12 protein-coding genes are annotated in these 14,719 nt (G+C 70.3%); 2 read left to right on the top strand and 10 right to left on the bottom strand.

Translation table 11 applies throughout. The features are described from left to right. Positions 1-109: 109 nt before the first annotated feature. The 5 genes from rpsD to FHX78_RS29090 form a co-directional block, all read right to left on the bottom strand. Entirely contained in the window at positions 110-724 is a 615-nt protein-coding gene (gene rpsD / locus FHX78_RS29110) for a 30S ribosomal protein S4 (RefSeq protein ID WP_145870366.1), read from the bottom strand. A gap of 303 nt (positions 725-1,027) precedes the next feature. Next, positions 1,028-2,383 (bottom strand): replication-associated recombination protein A, encoded by a 1,356-nt coding sequence (locus FHX78_RS29105; RefSeq protein ID WP_145870365.1) that lies wholly within the window; start codon positions 2,381-2,383, stop codon positions 1,028-1,030. A 44-nt stretch (positions 2,384-2,427) separates the two neighbouring features. Next, entirely contained in the window at positions 2,428-3,096 is a 669-nt protein-coding gene (locus FHX78_RS29100) for a vitamin K epoxide reductase family protein (RefSeq protein WP_145870364.1), read from the bottom strand. A gap of 265 nt (positions 3,097-3,361) precedes the next feature. Continuing rightward, on the bottom strand, positions 3,362-4,624 hold the full coding sequence (hisS, locus tag FHX78_RS29095; RefSeq protein WP_145870363.1) for a histidine--tRNA ligase: 1,263 nt from the start codon (positions 4,622-4,624) through the stop codon (positions 3,362-3,364). 12 nt (positions 4,625-4,636) lie between these two features. Next, a complete protein-coding gene (locus tag FHX78_RS29090) occupies positions 4,637-5,347 on the bottom strand; it encodes an MBL fold metallo-hydrolase (RefSeq protein ID WP_145870362.1) in 711 nt (236 codons plus the stop codon). A 183-nt stretch (positions 5,348-5,530) separates the two neighbouring features. Between FHX78_RS29090 and FHX78_RS29085 the strand changes: the two genes are divergently transcribed. Together FHX78_RS29085 and FHX78_RS29080 are read left to right on the top strand one after the other, a co-directional pair. After that, positions 5,531-6,352, top strand: a complete 822-nt coding sequence (locus FHX78_RS29085) for a peptidylprolyl isomerase (RefSeq protein ID WP_145870361.1) — start codon at positions 5,531-5,533, stop codon at positions 6,350-6,352. Positions 6,353-6,490: 138 nt separating this feature from the next. Further along, a complete protein-coding gene (locus tag FHX78_RS29080; protein WP_145870360.1) occupies positions 6,491-7,720 on the top strand; it encodes a DUF349 domain-containing protein in 1,230 nt (409 codons plus the stop codon). A gap of 62 nt (positions 7,721-7,782) precedes the next feature. Here FHX78_RS29080 and relA read toward each other — a convergent pair whose 3' ends face one another. The 5 genes from relA to yajC form a co-directional block, all read right to left on the bottom strand. Beyond that, the gene (gene relA, locus FHX78_RS29075; protein WP_145870359.1) at positions 7,783-10,311 is read right to left on the bottom strand and encodes a GTP pyrophosphokinase; all 2,529 of its coding nucleotides are present in this window, start codon (positions 10,309-10,311) and stop codon (positions 7,783-7,785) included. A 194-nt stretch (positions 10,312-10,505) separates the two neighbouring features. After that, positions 10,506-11,045, bottom strand: a complete 540-nt coding sequence (locus tag FHX78_RS29070; RefSeq protein WP_145870358.1) for an adenine phosphoribosyltransferase — start codon at positions 11,043-11,045, stop codon at positions 10,506-10,508. Then, a complete protein-coding gene (secF, locus tag FHX78_RS29065) occupies positions 11,042-12,160 on the bottom strand; it encodes a protein translocase subunit SecF (protein WP_145870357.1) in 1,119 nt (372 codons plus the stop codon). The genes FHX78_RS29070 and secF overlap by 4 nt, the downstream gene beginning before the upstream one ends. Positions 12,161-12,163: 3 nt before the next feature. Continuing rightward, complete coding sequence (gene secD / locus FHX78_RS29060; RefSeq protein ID WP_145870356.1) at positions 12,164-13,957, bottom strand: protein translocase subunit SecD; 1,794 nt, start codon at positions 13,955-13,957, stop codon at positions 12,164-12,166. A gap of 134 nt (positions 13,958-14,091) precedes the next feature. Continuing rightward, positions 14,092-14,592: a preprotein translocase subunit YajC gene (gene yajC, locus FHX78_RS29055; RefSeq protein ID WP_145870355.1), complete on the bottom strand. Its 501-nt coding sequence runs from the start codon at positions 14,590-14,592 to the stop codon at positions 14,092-14,094. Positions 14,593-14,719: the final 127 nt, after the last annotated feature.

Raw genomic sequence — 14,719 nt, 5'->3', positions numbered from 1 at the left:
CCGCCGCGGGGTGCGGAAGGGGCCGGTACCGGGTGAAGAAGAGCCCGCCGCCTCGCCCGCCCTGGAGGGCGGGGAGACGGCGGGCCGGGGTACCGCGCGCCTGCTGGGGTCAGCGGGCGTAGTACTCGACGACGAGCTGCTCGTCGCAGATCACCGGGATCTCCTTGCGGTTCGGCTCACGGTCCAGGCGGAACGCCAGGGACTTGAGGTTCACCTGGAGGTAGCGCGGGGTCTCACCGTCGGGGGCGAAGCCGCCTTCACGGGCGATCGTGAAGAGGGTCTTCTCCTTGGAACGGTCGCGGACCTGCACGACGTCGTCCGGGCGGACACGGAAGGAGGGCTTGTCGACCTTCTTGCCGTTGACCTGGATGTGGCCGTGGACGACCATCTGGCGGGCCTGGTAGATCGTGCGGGCGATGCCCGAACGCAGGACCAGCGCGTCGAGGCGGCGCTCGAGCTCGATGATCAGGGCCTCACCGGTCTTGCCCTGGACCTTCGAGGCACGCTCGTAGGCGCGGACGAGCTGGCGCTCGGACACGTCGTACTGCGCGCGCAGACGCTGCTTCTCGAGCAGACGGACCTTGTAGTCCGAGTTCTGCTTGCGGCCGCGGCCGTGCTCGCCCGGCGGGTAGGGGCGGGCCTCGAAGTACTTGACGGCCTTCGGGGTCAGCGCGATGCCGAGGGCACGCGACTTCTTGACCTTGGGGCGGGACTGGTTCGCCACTTCTTTTCCTTTTCCTCTTCGGCTGCCTCAGGGTTACGGGAGGTCGCATCCGCAGCCGGGGGAATTCCCGACAGGTCCACGAAGGACGTGTCAGGCAGCCGCTCCCCTGGTCTGGGCACATACGTGCAGCACACGAACGGCCCACCGACCGCTCCCGGGACTGACGGGTGGTGGTGGGCTGCCCGCGACACCTACGACGGTGCGCGACGCTCCTGGATCGAACGATCCGGCTGGATGTCCCGCCTGAGGCGCCGACCGGAGCCGGACACGGGACGCAGCACTTCGGGCAAGTCTACAGGGTGGTCAGGACCGCTTCCGCCCCAGGTGCTTCCTGGTCCACTCCACCGCGTCCGCGTACCGCGCCTCCGCGCCGTGCCGGGTGGGCTCGTAGTACGCGCGGTCCTTCAGGGCGTCCGGCGCGTACTGCTGTTCGGCGATGCCCTCGGGCAGGTCGTGCGGGTACACGTACCCCTGGCCGTGGCCGAGCTTGGTGGCGCCCTTGTAGTGGCTGTCCCGCAGATGGGACGGCACCGGTCCGGCCAGCCCCTTGCGCACGTCGTCGAGGGCGGCGCCGATCGCGGTGGTGGCGGCGTTGGACTTGGGGGCCAGGGCGAGGGCGATGGTGGCGTGGCTGAGGGTGAGGGCGGCCTCAGGGAAGCCGATCATGGCGACGGCCTGGGCCGCGGCGACGGCGAGGGGCAGTGCGTTCGGATCGGCGAGGCCGATGTCCTCGCTGGCGGAGATCATCAGCCGGCGGGCGATGAATCGCGGGTCCTCACCGGCCTCGATCATGCGGGCCAGGTAGTGCAGGGCGGCGTCGACGTCGGAGCCGCGGATCGACTTGATCAGGGCGCTGGCGACGTCGTAGTGCTGGTCGCCGTCGCGGTCGTACTTCACGGCCGCCCGGTCGACCGTCTCCTCCAGGGTGGCCAGGGTTATCTCCGGCTCGCCCTTGTCGAGGGCGGCCCCCGCGGCGGCCTCCAGGGCGGTCAGCGCGCGACGGGCGTCACCGCCGGCGATGCGCAGGAAGTGGTTCTCGGTGTCCTCGGGGAGCGTGACGGCGCCCTTCAGGCCCCGCTCGTCGGTGAGCGCGCGCTTCAGCAGGCCCCGGACGTCCTCGTCGGTGAGCGGTTCGAGGGTGAGCAGCAGGGACCGGGAGAGCAGGGGGGAGATGACCGAGAAGTAGGGGTTCTCGGTGGTCGCGGCGATCAGGGTGACCCAGCGGTTCTCGACGGCGGGGAGCAGGGAGTCCTGCTGGGCCTTGCTGAAGCGGTGGATCTCGTCGAGGAAGAGGACGGTCTCCTGGCCGTACCCGCCGGAGGCGCGGCGGGCGCCGTCGATGACCGCGCGGACCTCCTTGACGCCGGCGGTGATCGCGGACAGCTCGACGAAGCGCTTGTTGGTGGCCTTGGAGACCACGTAGGCGAGGGTCGTCTTGCCGGTGCCGGGCGGGCCCCAGAGGATCACCGAGGAGGGCCCCGCGGGGCCCCCGGCCCCCTCGCCGACCAGTCTGCGCAGGGGGGAGCCGGGCTTCAGCAGGTGTTGCTGGCCCACCACCTCGTCGAGGGTGCGCGGGCGCATCCGGACCGCCAGGGGGCTGCCGGTCGGATCCTTCTCCTGGCGTTCTTCTGCTGCGGCGGTGAACAGGTCGGGCTCCACGCTGAAACCCTAAGGCACCGCACCGACAGCCCGGGGACGGGCGATCAGCTGGTCCAGAAGTCCCACCAGCGCGTGAGGACCAGCATGCCGATGATCCCGATGTGCAGGACCGGCAGCACCCAGGTGAACTCGCCGAAGAAGCCCTTCAGCCAGCCCGGGGCGGGCAGGAAGCCCTGGCGGACGTTGAACGACGTGACGTACCAGAACATGACGATCGTGGCGACCCAGGCCAGGCAGCACCACAGGCACAGGGCGTTGATCCGGTACAGGGACTGGAACATCAGCCAGGCGCAGAAGACGACGCCGAAGAGCGTGCCCGCGTTGAAGGTGAGCCAGTACCAGCGCGGGAAGCGGGCCCGGGCCAGCAGGCTCATGCCGACGCACACCACGATGCCGTAGGTGACGAGGCCGAGCATCGGGTTGGGGAAGCCGAAGACGGCGGCCTGGTCGCTCTCCATCACGCTGCCGCAGGAGACGACGGGGTTGAGGCTGCACCCGGGGACGAACGTCTCGCCCCTGACCTTGGCCTCGAGCAGTTTGAACTTGTCGAGCGTGATCACCCAGGCGGCGAGCACACCGGCCGCGCCGGTGATCACCAGGAGCAGGGCGAACGCCCGGCTCGCGCCCTCCGTGCGCGGCGCGGCGGCGGAGCGCTGCGGCGAGGGCGAGGGTTCGGGCTCCATGTCGACGTCCCTGACAGTCGTCTTGCTCATCACGCCGATTCCGTCACGAGTGGGTGGGACCTGCTTCGGGCAGGGCCATTGTGCCGTACGGGGCTGTGGATGCGCCGTTGTGCGGACATAAGCAAGGCCGGGCGGTCGCCCGTGGGCGTGCGGTTTCGGCCGGTGCGCGGGGGACGGCCGTACAGACGTTCCGTCCGAGATCATCCGGCCGGGGGAACCGGGATGCTTGCGTTGACGGCGAAGGCGCCGGTGCCCTCGGCGGGCATCCGGCGCCTCGGCGGGTCGCGGGGAGGGCTCAGCCGAGCCGGGACTCCAGCTCCGCCACGATCTCGTTGATGCCGACCGCGGTCTGCTCGCCGGACTCCATCTCCTTGAGCTGGACGACGCCCTCGGCGAGGTCGCGTTCGCCCAGCACCAGGGCGTAGCGGGCGCCCGAGCGGTTGGCGGCCTTCATGGCGGCCTTGAGGCCCTTGCCGCCGTAGGCGAAGTCGGCGGCGACGCCGTTCTTGCGCAGCTCGGTGACCTTGGCGAACAGCACCCGGCGGGCCTCCTCGCCGAGCGGGACGGCGAACACGCTGGTGGTGGCGGGGAGTTCGAGCTCGACGCCCTCCGCCTCCAGGGCCAGCACCGTGCGGTCGACGCCGAGGGCCCAGCCGACGGAGGGCAGCGCGGGGCCGCCGATCATCTCGGACAGGCCGTCGTAGCGGCCGCCGCCGCCCACGGCGGACTGCGAGCCGAGGCCGTCGTGGACGAACTCGAAGGTGGTGCGCGTGTAGTAGTCCAGGCCGCGCACCAGCTTGGGGTCGTCCTCGAAGGCCACGCCCGCGGCCGTGATCAGCTCGCGGACCTCCTCGTGGTACGCCTTGCAGGCGTCGCACAGGTAGTCGCGCAGCAGCGGGGCGCCGGTCAGCTGCTTCTGCACCGACTCGCGCTTGTCGTCCAGGACGCGCAGCGGGTTGATGTCCGCGCGGCGCAGGGTGTCCTCGTCGAGGTCCAGGCCGCGCAGGAAGTCCTGCAGCGCGGCCCGGTACACCGGGCGGCACTCCTTGTCGCCGAGGCTGTTGAGCAGGATGCGGAAGTTCTGCAGGCCCAGCGAGCGGTACGCCTGGTCGGCCAGGATGATCAGCTCGGCGTCCAGGGCGGGATCCTCCGCGCCGATCGCCTCGGCGCCGACCTGGGAGAAGTGGCGGTAACGGCCCTTCTGCGGGCGCTCGTAGCGGTAGTACGAGCCGGAGTACCAGAGCTTGACCGGGAGGTTGCCGGCCTTGTGCAGGTTGGCCTCCAGGGCGGCGCGCAGCACGGACGCCGTGCCCTCGGGGCGCAGGGCGAGGCGGTCGCCGCCCTTGGTCTCGAAGGCGTACATCTCCTTGGTCACGATGTCGGTGGACTCGCCGACACCGCGCGCGAACAGTTCGACGTTCTCGAAGCCGGGGGTCTCGATGTAGCCGTAGCCGGAGCCGCGCAGCGGGGCGGCGATGGCCTCGCGGACGGCGAGGTACTTGGCGCTGTCCGGCGGGATCAGGTCGTACGTGCCCTTGGGGGCCTTGAAGGTGCTCACGGAGGTCTCTCGTCACATTCCTCGTCGGGGAGCGTCCACATCCGCTCCCGGGCCGGACGCCACCTGCCGCAGATACGGGTTGGTGGCGCGCTCCCGGCCGATGGTCGTCTGGGGGCCGTGGCCGGACAGCACCACGGTCGAGTCGTCGAGCGGCAGGCACACGCGGGCCAGCGAGTCGAGCATCTCGGCCATGTCACCGCCGGGCAGGTCGGTGCGTCCGATGGAGCCGGCGAACAGCAGGTCGCCCGAGAAGAACACCGGCGGGATGTCCGCCGCCTCGGGCAGGCCGAAGGTCACCGACCCCTTGGTATGGCCCGGCGCGTGCGCGACCGTCAGCTCCAGGCCCGCCAGCTCCAGTTTCGTGCCGTCGGTCAGTTCGCGGACGTCGTCCGGCTCCCCCACGGTCAGCTCGCCCATGAGCGGCATCCCGATGGCGCGGCCTATGCCCTTCTCGGGGTCGCTCATCATGTACCGGTCCTCGGGGTGGATCCAGGCCGGTACGTCGTGCGCTCCGCAGACCGGGACGACCGAGGCGACGTGGTCGATGTGGCCGTGCGTCAGGACGACGGCGACCGGCTTGAGCCGGTGCTTGCGGACCGCCTCCTCGACTCCGGGGGCGGCCTGGTGGCCGGGGTCGATGATCACGCACTCCTCACCGGCGGCGGGGGCGACGAGATAACAGTTCGTCCCCCAGGCCCCGGCGGGGAACCCGGCAATGAGCACGATCGTCCTTCGTTGTGTCGATACGGGAGGCTTGCGACGGGGCTGCGCCCGTGGTCAGAGCCTACCGGCGCTGCCGTTTCCTCAGCGAACCCATATACGGTACGGGGCACACGCAGGCGGTCGGCTCACCGCACGCACGCACGCGTACCGGCCGGCACACGAGACGCATGAGGAGAGAACCCGGTGGTCAGCCAGGAACAGCGGCGGCGTCAGCTCGCCCGGGAGAAGTTCTTGCGGCAGCAGCAGCGGCGCACCGAGGCGCGGCGCAAGTCTCGGATCCGCAACTCGGTGGTCGCGTCCGTGCTCGGTGTCGTCCTCGTGGGCAGCCTCGCGCTGTACACGACCGGGACGCTGAAGCAGGACGACGACAAGACCAACGCGAACGCGGAGGTGACGCCGAGCGCCTCGGCGCCGAGCAAGGCGCCGGACCCGTGCGAGAAGCCCGCCGAGGGCAAGGTCAAGTCGGAGACCTGGAAGAAGGAGCCGGCGATGTCCATCGACAAGTCGGCGAAGTACACCCTGAAGCTCGACACGACCTGTGGCGCGATAGACGTGGAGCTGAAGGCGTCGGCGGCGCCGCACACCGTCAACTCCTTCGCGTTCCTCGCGGAGAAGGGCTACTTCGACCACAGCAAGTGCCACCGGCTCACCACCAACGGCATCTACGTGCTGCAGTGCGGTGACCCGACGGGCACCGGCACCGGGGGCCCCGGCTACACGATCCCGGACGAGAACCTGAAGGACAAAAGCCTGAAGGACAACATCTATCCGGCGGGCACGGTCGCCATGGCCAACACCGGGCAGAAGGACAGTGGCGGAAGCCAGTTCTTCCTGGTCTACCAGGACAGTCAGCTCCCGCCCAGCTACACACCGTTCGGGACCGTCTCCGAGTCCGGCATGAAGGTGCTGAAGAAGATCGCCGACGCCGGGGAGAGCACCGGAGCGGGCGACGGGGCGCCCAACGCGACGGTCGTGATCGACAAGGCGACCGTCGCCTCATCCTGACCCCCAACTGCGAAATTTCGGTCGCGCGGGATGCGGACAGGCATCCCGTCGGTCGCCTATGTTGGCCGTGACGAAACTGTGGACGATGCCCGGGGGAGCTTCGAGGCCCCCTCGACGGCATCATGTGGAGGAGGCGCTGTGAGCAGCGACCCGTGGGGCCGCGTCGACGAGACGGGGACCGTGTACGTGCGTACGGCCGACGGCGAGCAGGTCGTCGGTTCCTGGCAGGCCGGCTCTCCCGATGAGGCGCTGGCCTACTTCGAGCGCAAGTACGAGGGCCTGGTTGTCGAGATCGGCCTCCTCGAGAAGCGTGTCAAGACCACCGACCTGTCGTCCAAGGACGCGCAGACCGCGATCGGGCATCTGCGCGAGCAGGTCGACGCCCATCACGCGGTCGGTGACCTGGACGCCCTCAGGAAGCGGCTGGACGCGCTCGTGGAGCTGGTGGAGGCGCGTCGCGAGGAGCGCAAGGCGCAGCGCGCCAAGCAGTCCGACGAGGCGCGTCATGCCAAGGAGGCGCTGGTCGCCGAGGCGGAGGAGCTGGCCCGGTCCGACCAGTGGCGGGCGGCCGGGGAGCGGCTGCGGGCGCTGGTGGACACCTGGAAGGGTCTGCCGCGGCTGGACCGCAAGTCCGACGACGAGCTGTGGCACCGGTTCTCGCACGCGCGGTCGGCGTTCTCCAAGCGGCGCAAGCAGCACTTCGCGCAGCTGGACGCGCAGCGCGAGGAGGCCCGCCGGGTCAAGGAGCGGCTGGTCGCCGAGGCCGAGTCGCTGTCGGGTTCGACGGACTGGGGGCCGACGGCCGCCCGTTACCGCGAGCTGATGTCGGAGTGGAAGGCCGCGGGCCGCGCGCAGCGCGAGCACGAGGACGACCTGTGGAACCGCTTCCGCGGCGCTCAGGACGTCTTCTTCGCCGCCCGCAGCTCCGTCTTCGCCGAGCGTGACGCGGAGCAGGCCGAGAACCTCAAGCTCAAGGAGGAGCTGGCCGGGGAGGCCGAGAAGCTCCTGCCGATCACGGACCTGAAGGCCGCGCGGGCCGCGTTCCGCGGGATCAACGAGCGCTGGGAGGCCATCGGCCACGTGCCGCGGGACGCCCGCCCGAAGGTCGAGGGCCGGATGCACGCCGTGGAGCGGGCCCTACAGGAGGCCGAGGAGACCGAGTGGCGCCGGACGAACCCGGAGGCACGCGCGCGTGCCGCGGGTCTGACCGGTCAGCTCCAGGCCGCCGTGGACAAGCTGAAGGGCCAGATCGAGCAGGCTCGCGCGCAGGGCAACACCGCGAAGGCGGAGAAGCTGGAGCGGGAGCTGGAGGGCCGCCAGGCCCTGCTGGACCAGGCGCTGAAGGGCCTCCAGGAGTTCGGCGGCTGATCACGCGGTCACACGGAAGGGGGCTCCCGCACACGTGGTGCGGGAGCCCCCTTCCGTGTGCGCTACGTGCGGTTGCGGGCGGAGGTGACCCGGTAGACGTCGTAGACGCCCTCCACGCCCCGTACGGCCTTCAGGACGTGCCCGAGGTGCTTGGGGTCGCCCATCTCGAAGGTGAAGCGGGAGGTGGCGACCCGGTCGCGGGAGGTCTGGACGGCCGCGGAGAGGATGTTGACGTGCTGGTCCGACAGCACGCGGGTGACGTCCGACAGCAGCCGGGAGCGGTCCAGTGCCTCGACCTGGATGGCGACCAGGAACACCGAGGACTGGGTGGGCGCCCACTCGACCTCGAGGATCCGCTCGGGCTCGCGGGAGAGCGAGTCGACGTTGACGCAGTCGCTGCGGTGGACGGACACCCCGCTGCCGCGGGTCACGAAGCCGATGATGGGGTCGCCGGGCACCGGCGTGCAGCAGCGGGCGAGCTTGACCCACACGTCCTCGACGCCCTTGACGATGACACCCGGATCGGCGCTGGAGCGGCGCTTGCGGGAGCGGCCGCGGGCCGGCGGGACCGTCTCGTCGATCTCCTCGGTGGCCGCCTCCTCGCCGCCGAGCGCCTGGACCAGTTTCTGCACGATGTTCTGCGCGGAGACATGGCCCTCGCCGATCGCCGCGTACAGCGCGGAGATGTCCGAGTAGCGCATCTCGTGCGCCAGGGTGACCAGGGAGTCGCCGGTCAGGATCCGCTGGATCGGCAGGTTCTGCTTGCGCATCGCGCGGACGATGGCGTCCTTGCCCTGCTCGATCGCCTCGTCGCGGCGCTCCTTGGAGAACCAGGCGCGGATCTTGTTGCGGGCGCGCGGCGACTTGACGAAGCCGAGCCAGTCGCGGGAGGGGCCGGCGCCTGCGGCCTTGGAGGTGAAGACCTCCACCAGGTCGCCGTTGTCCAGGGTGGATTCCAGCGGGACGAGGCGGCCGTTGACCCGGGCCCCTATGGTGCGGTGGCCGACCTCGGTGTGGACCGCGTAGGCGAAGTCGACCGGGGTGGCGCCGGCCGGGAGCGCTATGACGTCGCCCTTGGGGGTGAAGACGAAGACCTCGTTGCGGGAGAGGTCGAAGCGCAGCGACTCCAGGAACTCGCCCGGGTCCTCGGTCTCCTTCTGCCAGTCGAGGAGCTGCCGCAGCCACGCCATGTCGTTGATGGCGTCCTTGTCCTTGCCGGAGGACTTCGGCGCGTCGGTGCGGACCTTGGAGGCGCCGGCGACGGCCTCCTGCTTGTACTTCCAGTGCGCGGCGATGCCGTACTCGGCGCGGCGGTGCATGTCGAAGGTGCGGATCTGCAGTTCGACGGGCTTGCCGCCGGGGCCGATGACCGTCGTGTGCAGCGACTGGTACATGTTGAACTTGGGCATCGCGATGTAGTCCTTGAACCGGCCGGGGACCGGGTTCCACCGCGCGTGCACCGTGCCGAGGGCCGCGTAGCAGTCGCGGACGGTGTCCACGAGGACGCGGATGCCCACCAGGTCGTAGATCTCCGCGAAGTCACGGCCGCGGACGATCATCTTCTGGTAGACGCTGTAGTAGTGCTTCGGGCGGCCGGTGACGGTCGCCTTGATGCGGGCCGCCCGCAGGTCCTGCTGCACCTCGTCGGTGACGATGGCGAGGTACTCGTCGCGCTTGGGGGCGCGCTCGGCGACCAGGCGGACGATCTCGTCGTACATCTTGGGGTAGAGGATCGCGAAGGCGAGGTCCTCCAGCTCCCACTTGATGGTGTTCATGCCCAGGCGGTGGGCGAGCGGCGCGTAGATCTCCAGGGTCTCGCGCGCCTTCTTCTCCTGCTTCTCGCGCTTGAGGTAGCGCATGGTGCGCATGTTGTGCAGGCGGTCGGCGAGCTTGATGACCAGGACGCGGGGGTCCTTGGCCATGGCGACGACCATCTTGCGCACGGTCTCGGCCTGCGCGGCCTCGCCGAACTTGACCTTGTCCAGCTTGGTGACGCCGTCGACGAGGAGGGCGACGGTGTCGCCGAAGTCGCGGCGGAGCTGCTCCAGGCCGTACTCGGTGTCCTCGACCGTGTCGTGCAGCAGTCCGGCCATCAGGGTGGCCGGGTCCATGCCGAGCTCGGCGAGGATCGTGGTGACGGCGAGCGGGTGCGTGATGTACGGGTCGCCGCTCTTGCGCTTCTGGCCGCGGTGCCAGCGCTCGGCGACCTGGTAGGCGCTCTCGATCTGGCGCAGCGTGGCGTTCTCGATCTTGGGGTCGTTGCTGCGGACGATCCGCAGCAGCGGCTCCAGCACCGGGTTGTACGGGTTGGCGCGCTGGACGCCGAGCCGGGCGAGGCGGGCGCGGACGCGGTTGGAGGAGCCGGAGCGGGCGGGCTGTCCGGTGTTCGGGCGGACCACGGGGGCGGAGCGCTCGGACGGGGCCGGCTTGGGCCGCGGCTGCTCGGGCTTGTCGACGGGGGCGGCCTGGGCGTGCTGGACCGGCCCGCGGGGGTCGTTCTTGGCCTGGGGCGTGGTCGGCGCGGGCTTCGCCGCGGCCGCCGAGGCGGACTCGGGCTTGGCGGCGGTCAGGTGCTGGGCCTCGTCTGGCAAGAGGACTCCTCGTGCGCGATCCGGGTCCCCCGGTCGAGGCTCCGGAGACCCCATGGTAGCGATCCCTGGCCTGCGGATCGCCTGCGGAGCCGTGTGAGGACCGTCTACCCCGGAAACGCACGGGGCGGACACCGGATTCCTCCGGGTCCGCCCGCGTGGTGGGGTGAGGGGCTCCGCGTCCGTGCCCCGGCCGGTCAGACCGTGAGCAGCGCCTCCAGCGGGGCGCCGGCCAGGACCGGTTCCAGCCGGGCGCGGCCCCCGAGGAAGCCGAGCTCCATCAGGACGGCGAGGCCCGCGACCTCGGCGCCCGCCCTGCGGATGAGCTGGACGGACGCCTCGGCGGTGCCTCCGGTGGCGAGGACGTCGTCGACCACCAGGACGCGGTCGTCGGCGGAGATGTCCTCCGCGTGGACCTCGATCTCGGCGGAGCCGTACTCCAGGTCGTAGGCCTGGCTGAGGGTGGCTCCGGGGAGCTTGCCCGCCTTGCGTACGGGGATGAATCCGAGGCCCGCGCGGACGGCGACCGGGGCGCCGAGGATGAAGCCCCGGGCCTCCAGGCCGACGACCTTGGTGGCGCCGGTGTCGCGGGCGATGTCCGCCAGGGCGTCGCTGAGCGCGGTGAAGGCGGCGGGGTCCGCCAGGAGCGGGGTGATGTCCTTGAACATCACGCCCGGCTCCGGGTAGTCCGCCACGTCCCGGATGCGGCTGAGCAGCAGGTCCGCGATCCCGGTCATCGGCGCTTCCCGGAGGGACGGCCGCGGCCGCGGCCGCGGGAGGCCGACTGGTCGCGGGGGCCGACGACGGCGGGTGCGGCGTCCTCGGGCTCGTCGCCGTAGTCGCCGTCGGAGACCGTGGCGTCCTCGGGCTCGCCCCCGGCCGGGGCCTGGGCGCGCTTGGCGAGGATGCGCTTCTTCAGCGACCGCATCGCCGGCTCGCGCTCCTTGAGGTCGGCGACGAGCGGGGTGGCGATGAAGATCGAGGAGTACGCGCCGGCGGCGAGGCCGACGAACAGCGACAGCGAGATGTCGTTCAGCATGCCGGCGCCGAGGACACCGCCACCGATGAACAGCAGGCCCGCCACGGGCAGCAGCGCGACCACCGTGGTGTTGATGGACCGGACCAGGGTGCTGTTGATGGAGCGGTTGGCGATCTCGCTGTAGGTCCAGCGGGTCTGCTTGGTGATGTCTCTCGTCTGTTCCTTGAGGCTGTCGAAGACGACGACCGTGTCGTACAGCGAGTAACCGAGGATGGTCAGCAGACCGATCACCGTGCCCGGTGTGACCTCGAAGCCGACGAGGGCGTAGATGCCGACCGTGATGGTGATGTCGTGGATCAGCGCGACGAACGCGGCGACCGCCATGCGCCATTCGAAGGCGATCGCCAGATAGATCACGACCAGGATGAGGAAGATGCCGAGGCCCTGCCAGGCCTTGTTGGCGATCTGCTCTCCCCAGCTGGGACCGACCAGTTCGGCGTTGATCTGCTCCGCGTCGACCTTGAGGTCCTCGGCGAGCGTGTCCTTGATCCTGTCCGAGGTGTTGGTGTCGATGCCCGCGACCTGGATGCGCATGCTGCCGTCGCCCAGCTTCTGGACGATGGCGTCGTGCCCGGAGGCTTCCTCCGCGTACTCCTCGGCCGTGGCGACCGAGACGCTCATGTTCTTCGGGGTGGTGAAGACCGCTCCGCCCTGGAACTCGATGCCCATGTGCAGGCCGCGCACCGCCAGGCCGACGATGGCCGTGATGGTGATCAGGATGGAGATGCCGTACCAGATCTTGCGGTTCTTGACGAAGTCGTAGCCGACCTCGCCGTGGTGCAGTCGGGCGCCGAGGTTGCCGAGCTTCGACATCTCTCACGCCTCCTTCGGGTCGACGGGGCCGGCGGCCGGGCGGACGGGACGGCGGGTGCGGCGCAGCGGCGGCTTGGCGCCCAGGGCCTGCGGGTCGAGGCCGGACCACTTGTGGCCGCTCGCGAAGAACTTCCGGCGGGCCATCAGCGTCAGCAGCGGCTTGGTGAAGAGGAACACCACCACGACGTCGAGCACGGTGGTCAGGCCGAGCGTGAACGCGAAGCCCTGGACCTTGCCGACGGTGACGACGAAGAGCACGGCGGCGGCGAGGAAGGACACGAAGTCCGAGACCAGGATGGTGCGCCGGGCGCGCGGCCAGGCGCGCTCCACGGCGGGGCGCAGGGTGCGGCCCTCGCGGATCTCGTCCCGGACCCGTTCGAAGTAGACGATGAACGAGTCCGCCGTGATGCCGATCGCGACGATGGCGCCGCAGACGGCCGGCAGGTTCAGCGCGAAGCCGATGGTCGGGCCGAGCAGCGACATGATCACGTAGGTGAGCGCGGCGGACACCAGCAGCGACAGGAGCGCGATGAAGGACAGGCCGCGGTAGTAGACCAGCAGGTAGAGGACGACCAGGGCGAGGCCGATGGCGCCGGCGATCAGTCCGGCCTCCAGCTGCTCGCCGCCGAGGGCGGCGGTGACGGTGGTGACGCTGTCCTCGCGGAAGGAGAGCGGCAGGGCACCGTAGGACAGCATGTTCGACAGTTCCTGCGAGGACTGCTGGGTGAAGTTGCCGGAGATCTCGGCGTTGCCGCCGGTCAGCGCCTGGCTGACGTAGGGGTCGGAGACGACCTCGCCGTCCAGGACGATGGCGAACTGGTTCTGCGGGGACTGCTTCTGGGCGAGCTGGCCGGTGATGTCGGCGAACTTCTTGGCGCCCTTGTCCGTGAAGTCCATGGTGACGGTCCAGCCGGCACCGGTCTGGGTGTTCAGGACGGCCTGGGCCTTGTCGACCTCCGTGCCGTCGACCGCCGCCGGGCCGAGGATGTACTTCTGCCACTGGCCCTGGGAGTTCTGGCCGCAGGCCACGGTGGAGTCGGTGGACTTGGCGCCGTCACCGGCCGTGGCGCGGACGTCCTCCTTGGTGCAGTCGAGCGCGGCGTACTGGGCCTGGAGCTCGCTCTCGGAGGTGCCGCCGGTCGCGGAGGGGGTGGGGCTGGCCTTGTCGTCGGCAGCGCCGCTCGGGGAGGCGGAGGGCGTCTCGTCGGCCTTCAGGGCGTCGGTGAGCGCACGGCCCTGGGTGGTGGTGCTCGCCGAGGGGCTGCCGGAGGCGGACGGGGAGGAGCCGTCGGTGGCCTTCTCCGTGGCCTTGTCGGTCGCCTTGTCCCCGCCGGTGTCCTGCTCCGAGCCCTCGCCGGTCGCGCTGGGCGTGGGGGCGGCGCCGCCACCGGCGAGTTCGGTGGCGATCACGGGACGGAAGTAGAGCTTCGCGGTGGTGCCGACCTGTTCCCGGGCCTGCTTGGAGTTCGTGCCCTTGGGAATGTTGACGATGATGTTGCGGGTGCCCTGGGTCTGGACCTCCGCCTCGGAGACACCGAGACCGTTGACCCGGCGCTCCATGATGGAGACCGCCGTGTCCATGTTGGTCTTGTTGATCGCGGACTCCTGGCCGGCCTCGGGGACCGCCGCCAGGGTGATGCTCGTACCGCCGGCCAGGTCGATGCCGAGCCGCGGAGTGGTGTGCCCGGATGCGAACATGCCCCCCGTGAGCGCCACGATGGCGATCAGGATCAGGGCCAGCGAGCGCCACGGCTTGCTCTGGGCGCCCGCGTTCCCGCCCTTTTTAGGTGCTGCCACCTTCTCGTACTCCCTCTCGGGCCGCCTCGCCCCGGGTCAGGGGGCGGGTGTGGCCATGACATGGTGTCGGGATTCCGTGCGAGCTGGGCATGTCCAGGGGCGCGCGGGCAGTACCCGCGCGCCCCGGGACACGACTACTTCGCCTCGGAGTCGCCGTCGGACTTCTTCGACTGTGCGTCCGCCTTGGCGTCGTCGGTGGTGTCGGCGTCGGCCGGCTCGTCGGCCGCGTCCTTCTTGCCGAGGTCGACAGGCGTGTCGTCGGAGGCGGCGGCAGCGTCGGAGGAGTCGTCGGTCTCGGTGAGGGAGGAGGCGTCGTCGGGGACGACGTCGGCGTCGGACTTCAGGTCGTGCTCGATGCCGTGGACGATGCGGTTGTACTCGTCGTCGGTGAGGACGGCGCCGATCGAGTTCTTGGCGAACAGCAGTTCCACACCCGGGCCGGCGTCGAGGAGGACCGTGTCCTCGTTGACCTCCTTGACCGTGGCGTACATGCCCCCGATGGTGCGGACTCCGGAACCGGGCTGCATCTGGTTCCGCATGTCGATGGCCTGCTGCTGCTTCTTCTTGGCCGACCGGGTCATCAGGAACATGGCCCCGATGAGCACAATGAACGGGAGGAGGGTCAGGAGACTCACGGGTCGGAACTTCCTTCACACGACCGCGATGGTGAACGGCCTGATGGTTGGGGGTATGCGATGCCGCCGACAACGGTGGCATCGGCGGAGTCTAAGCGAGTCCGCGCGCAGGGAACAACGCTCAGCA

This window comes from Streptomyces capillispiralis, from assembly GCF_007829875.1.
Classification (GTDB): domain Bacteria; phylum Actinomycetota; class Actinomycetes; order Streptomycetales; family Streptomycetaceae; genus Streptomyces; species Streptomyces capillispiralis.
The sequence above is the reverse complement of the archived record's forward strand: the minus strand, read 5'-3'. Positions and strand labels throughout refer to the sequence as shown.

What these genes read in the sequence shown, in the direction of transcription:
- FHX78_RS29100 (WP_145870364.1), bottom strand. Translation starts at nt 3,096, where the DNA reads ATGAGCAAGACGACTGTCAGGGACGTCGACATGGAGCCCGAACCCTCG.
- FHX78_RS29070 (WP_145870358.1), bottom strand. Translation starts at nt 11,045, where the DNA reads ATGACCGGGATCGCGGACCTGCTGCTCAGCCGCATCCGGGACGTGGCG.
- secF (WP_145870357.1), bottom strand. Translation starts at nt 12,160, where the DNA reads ATGTCGAAGCTCGGCAACCTCGGCGCCCGACTGCACCACGGCGAGGTC.